This window comes from Streptomyces sp. NRRL WC-3549, from assembly GCF_000721935.1.
Lineage (GTDB): Bacteria > Actinomycetota > Actinomycetes > Streptomycetales > Streptomycetaceae > Streptomyces.
On record NZ_KL585383.1, the window covers coordinates 114,327 to 119,424 of the forward strand.

The following is a 5,098-nucleotide window of genomic DNA, read 5'->3' on the forward strand; positions in this document are numbered from 1 at the left end:
GGAGCCGATACCCGGGAGCCGCTGCTCCAGGGCGGTGCGGTGGGACTCACGGAAGTAGTACCCCTGGTTGTCGCGATACCTGCCGCCGACCGGCCAGCCGTCCGTGTCGAGGAGGACCAGCGTGTTCTGCTGGTGTGCTTCGAGGGCGACGCCTGCCGCGGCGTCCAACCAGATCACGGGGCGGATGACCTTGTCCAGATAACGCCGGAACCACTCCACGCACACCGCCTGGGTGGAGCGTCCGGTGCGTGCCGCGAGCCGGGAGACGAGGTCCGCGAGCCGGGAGTACATACCCGTGCGGCCGGGCCAGGGGCGCGGAGCCGTGAGCCCGGCGACGCACACGGCGTCGTCCGTCGTCGCGAAGGGGTTGTGCCGGAGCACCACGTCGAGCCCGCGGACGGGGCTGCCGTCCGGGGCGTCGACGGCGAGCCAGGCGGGGTCCCGGACGATGTCGAAGCCGGGGTGCGCGCTGTGCCACTGCCGCGCCAGCCCGGTCTCCAGCAGCCGGTGGACCTCCGCGCCGCGGTGGAGTTCCTTGCGCAGGTTCTCCCGGCGGGAGTTGGTGATCCGGACGCCCAGGGACAGCTTGAGCATGACGCCCGCGCCGGGCCGGTGCACGGTTCGTACGGAGGAGGTGGGGTGCCAGTGGTCGCCGTGCGGGCCGAGGTCGTGCAGCAGGCCCTTCTCCAGGAGGGCCACCACGTCCGGGCGGCGCGCGAGTTCGGCCGCCTGCCAGGGGTGCAGGGGAAGGGGCGCGGTGCCGTCCGGCAGCGTGAGGCCCTCGGTGTGGGGCGCGAGCAGCTCTTCGGCGGTGACCGGTCGGCCGTCCCGGGCCCAGGACGAGTCGGTGGCCAGGACCGACCGGTCCACGGCCAGCCAGTGCAGCGGGAAGGAGCCGCGCAACTCGGGTGAGTAGAGCGGGGTTTCGGATTCGGAGAGGCCCTCGCGGCTCTTGGGCGTGGGGTGCAGGGGGTGGCCGAGGACGAGCGCCTGCTCGGCGGTGAGGAAGAGGTCGGCCTCGGGGGCGGCCGCGGGCCGCCGACGGCGCTCGGTGAGGAAGAGCGCGGTCTGGCGGACCGAGTCGGCGACCCTGGCCACCAGGTCCGTCCCCGCGTTCCGGTCGCTCTCACGCCCGAGGAGGGAGGCCACGGTGACGGCGTCGACGCCGGGGGCGCCGGCGGGCGCGCTCTCCAGGGCGGGCGTTCCCAGGCGGTGCCAGCCGGTCGCCGACCAGTGCGTGACCGGGACGAGCAGGGCGGTGCCGCTGGCGGGCAGCGGGACGCGCAGGGTGCCGTCCCCGGGCCGGGACAGGTCGTTCTCCCGGATCCAGCAGCGCAGCAGGTTCTCGGTGCCCGCGTGGTCGGCGGCGCGGTAGGGGTCCTGGTCGTCGAGTGCGTCCGGTCGGCCGAGCGGTTCCACGGCGTCGACCGGGTGCTCCGGGGCCGCGTCGGCGGCCTCCGGGGTACGCGGCGTCGCGCCGGCCCCGGACTTCTGACGGGGCACCGTCGCCTCTTCGACGGCGACATCGCCGTCCGGTAGCTCCGCTCCTCGCTGCTGGCTGGTGAGAGGGCCGTCGGCCTGGGGTGCGGGGGTGGGGTTCACGGCGGTCTTCCTTGTGAGGGATCCGGGGTCAGCGGGTCGGCCCGGCGGCGGCCCGGCGGTGCGGGGAGCGCTCCGCCGCGCTCAGCGCCTCGGCGAGACGGTCCACGACCGCCGTCGCCTGTTCGTCGGTGAGCGTGAGCGGAGGAAGCAGTCGGACCACGGCGCCGTGACGTCCGCCGAGTTCGACGATAAGGCCTCGCCGCAGACATTCCTGCTGGACCGCGACGGCGAGCACGGGGTCGGGCGGCGGGGCCGAGCCGTTCTCCGAGGTGGTGTCGGCCGGCTCGGCCTCGGGGTCGACCAGCTCGATCCCGAGCATCAGGCCGCGGCCCCGGACGTCCCCGATGCCGGGGTGGTCCGCGCTCAGCGCCTGGAGCCGGGCGAGCATGCGGGCGCCGAGCGTCCCGGCGCGCTCGGCGAGGCGGTTCTCCCGTACGTACGCCAGGGTGGCCGCCCCTGCCGCCATGGCCAGTTGGTTCCCGCGGAAGGTGCCGGCGTGGGCGCCCGGCTCCCAGACGTCGAGCCCGGACCGGTAGACGATCACGGCGAGGGGCAACGAGCCGCCGATGGCCTTCGACATCACCATCACGTCGGGGACGACGCCGCTGTGTCCGACCGCCCAGAACGCCCCGGTCCGGCCGACCCCGGTCTGTACCTCGTCGGCGATCAGCGCGATGGAACGGTCCCGCGTGATCTCACGCATCCGGCGGAGCCAGCCGTCGGGCGCGGGGTTGACGCCGCCCTCGCCCTGGACCGGCTCCACGATCATCCCGGCGGGCGCGGGGAGCCCGCCCTTGGGGTCGTCCAGGAGGTACTCGGTCCAGCGGGCCGCGAGATCGGCGCCGCGTTCCCCTCCGGCACCGAAGGGGCACCGGTAGTCGTGCGGGAAGGGCAACCGGGTCACCCGGACATCGGTCGCGCCGCCGGAGGCGGCCAGCGCCCCGGCGGTCATCCCGTGGTAGGCGCCGGTGAACGCCAGCAGTTCACCGCGCCCGGTCGCCGCCCGCACCAGCTTGAACGCGGCCTCGACGGCGTCGGTCCCGGCCGGCCCGCAGAACTGGATGCGTGCGTCGTCCGCGAGTTCGCGGGGCAGGGTGGCGAACAGCTCGGTGGTGAAGGCGTCCTTGACCGGGGTGGCGAGGTCGAGCACGTGCAGCGGCGCACCGGAGTCGATGACCTTCCTGATGGCCTCCAGCACCACCGGGTGGTTGTGCCCGAGGGCCAGGGTGCCCGCGCCGGACAGGCAGTCCAGGTAACGCCGCCCGTCCGCCCCCTCGATGGTCATGCCCCGGGCCCGCACCGGGACGATCGGCAGCGAACGGGCGTACGTACGGGCTGCCGACTCGCGCAGCGCCTGACGCCGCAGGATCCCCTCGTGCGCGGCGGGGGGTACCACCGGAGCTGGTTCGGTCACGGCCACGGCTGTTCGGTCCTCCTGCTGTCACAGTTGCGTTGCACGTCGGTACGGCGCTGGAAGGACGGAGCGCGCCGGTGAACGCTGGGCGGGTGTCCCCCGTACGTACCAACGACGCCGCCCGTGGGGGATCACGGGTGCGCCGGAAGATCCTTGCGGCGCAGAACCGCGGCCCTGCCGCGTACCCTCCCCCATGGCACCGGCATAGTGGGGGGCCGCACGCAGGGAGGAGCTGGTGCTCCGGACCGGGGGTGCGCGCCGCGGCAGCAGGTGTCCGCGCCGCACGGACCGGGCAGCTCGGCGGTGCCGTACCGAAGTCAGTGACGAAGTCCCAGGGGGATCACCAGATGCGACCCATGCGCCCGACCGACACCGCACGCCGGGGAAGGAGTACGCGCCGCCCCGCTCTCGCCGTGGCCGCCCTCGCCGCCCTCCTGACGTTCACGGCCACCGCCTGCGGCCCGGACGAGGACGGCCCGGACGACAGGGCGAGCGACGCCGCGGCCGGACAGTCCGACGGCAAGGTCACGATCCCGGACGACTTGAAGGAGCGCCTCAAGGAGCACGGGATCGACGTCGACAAGTGGCGGAACGGCGAGTGGAAGAACTGGGACCGGGCCACATGGCTGCGTGAGGCGAAGGACTACGTCAACCCGATCATCGAGGGCCTCTGGGACCCGGACCGGATGCGTGAGGCCGACAAGCCCCCGGAGAACCCGGTCGACAACGACATCTCGGGCGACGAGGGCGTGACGGACCCGACGCCCGCCCCCGTCGAGGCGGCGAACCTCCCGACGCCGTACCACGACGGGTCCCCGGCCTCCGGGAAGCTGCTCTTCGACGGGCCCGAGGGGCCGATGGTCTGTTCGGCGACCGTCGTGCAGGACCCGGCCCACCCGGGCAAGTCCAACATGGTGTGGACCGCCGGGCACTGCGTCCACGCGGGCAAGAAGGGCGGCTGGTACCGGAACATCGCCTTCGTCCCCTCGTACAACGACAGCGGCCTGTCGACGGCGGAGCTGGAGAACGCGTCCAAGGAGCAGATCGCTCCGTACGGCGTGTGGTGGGGCCAGTGGGCCCAGACGTCGGAGCAGTGGATCGCCGACGGCGCGTCGACCGGCGGCCAGGGCGCCCCGTACGACTTCGCGGTCCTCCAGGTCACCCCGGAGAAGGGGTCGACGGGCAAGTCCCTTGAGGAGACGGTCGGTTCCGCTCTTCCCGTGGACTTCGACGCCCCGGCGGTCCCGGAGATCGAGAGCATGACGGCGACCGGATACCCGGCGGCTCCCCCGTTCGACGGCCAGACGGCGCTCCGGTGCACCGACAAGCCGGGCCGGCTCTCGGTCTTCGAGGACGACCCGACGATGTACCGCATCGGGTGCACGATGACCGGTGGTTCCTCCGGCGGCGGCTGGGTCGCGACGGGCCGGGACGGCAAGCCGGCGCTGGTCTCCAACACCTCCATCGGCCCGGTGACCGCCGGCTGGCTGGCCGGTCCGCGGCTCGGCCCGGAGGCCAAGGGCATCTACGAGGAGGCGAGCAGGAAGTACGCCGACCGCTGAGCCCCTCCGGGGCGACGGCGAGCACGGCGAAGGCCCGAGGTCCGGTCCCCCGGTGAAGGGGGGCCGGACCTCGGGCCGTGTACGGCGGCGGACGTGTGCCCGCCGCCGCGGTGCTCAGTGAGCGGCGAGCGCGAACGTCGAGAGCTCCGCGGCCAGCTCCTCGTGCACCCGTGCCGTGAGCAGCGTGCCCTCGGAGGTGTGCTCCTCGGAGACGATCTCGCCCTCGGCGTGCGCCCGGGAGACGAGCGCGCCCTGCGTGTACGGCACGAGCGCCTCGATCTCGACGGACGGCCGGGGCAGTTCCTCGTCGATGAGCGCGAGCAGCTCGTCGATCCCGGCGCCCGTGCGCGCCGACACCGCGATCGCGTGCCTCTCGTTGCGCAGCAGCCGCTGGAGCACCAGCGGGTCGGCCGCGTCCGCCTTGTTGATCACGACGATCTCGCGTACGTCGACCGCGCCGACGTCCCGGATCACCTCGCGCACGGCGGCGAGCTGCTCCTCCGGTACCGGATGGGCACCG

Annotated in this window: 3 protein-coding genes and 1 pseudogene; 1 reads left to right on the plus strand and 3 read right to left on the minus strand. The window is 73.8% G+C overall.

The genetic code is table 11. The features are described from left to right. Both IH13_RS0102700 and IH13_RS0102705 read right to left on the minus strand, forming a co-directional pair. The coding region (locus tag IH13_RS0102700) for an IucA/IucC family protein (RefSeq protein ID WP_031080726.1) at positions 1-1,602 on the minus strand (1,602 nt) is incomplete at its 3' end. A 28-nt stretch (positions 1,603-1,630) separates the two neighbouring features. Then, positions 1,631-3,022 carry a diaminobutyrate--2-oxoglutarate transaminase family protein gene (locus IH13_RS0102705; RefSeq protein WP_031080728.1) on the minus strand — a complete coding sequence of 464 codons (1,392 nt, stop codon included), beginning with the start codon at positions 3,020-3,022 and terminating at the stop codon, positions 1,631-1,633. Positions 3,023-3,363: 341 nt separating this feature from the next. Here IH13_RS0102705 and IH13_RS0102710 point away from each other — a divergent pair, with 341 nt between their 5' ends. Next, on the plus strand, positions 3,364-4,578 hold the full coding sequence (locus tag IH13_RS0102710) for a trypsin-like serine peptidase (protein WP_031080729.1): 1,215 nt from the start codon (positions 3,364-3,366) through the stop codon (positions 4,576-4,578). 114 nt (positions 4,579-4,692) lie between these two features. Here the strand turns inward: IH13_RS0102710 and IH13_RS0102715 are convergent. After that, positions 4,693-5,098, minus strand: a pseudogene (locus tag IH13_RS0102715) (GTPase HflX); the annotation flags it as partial.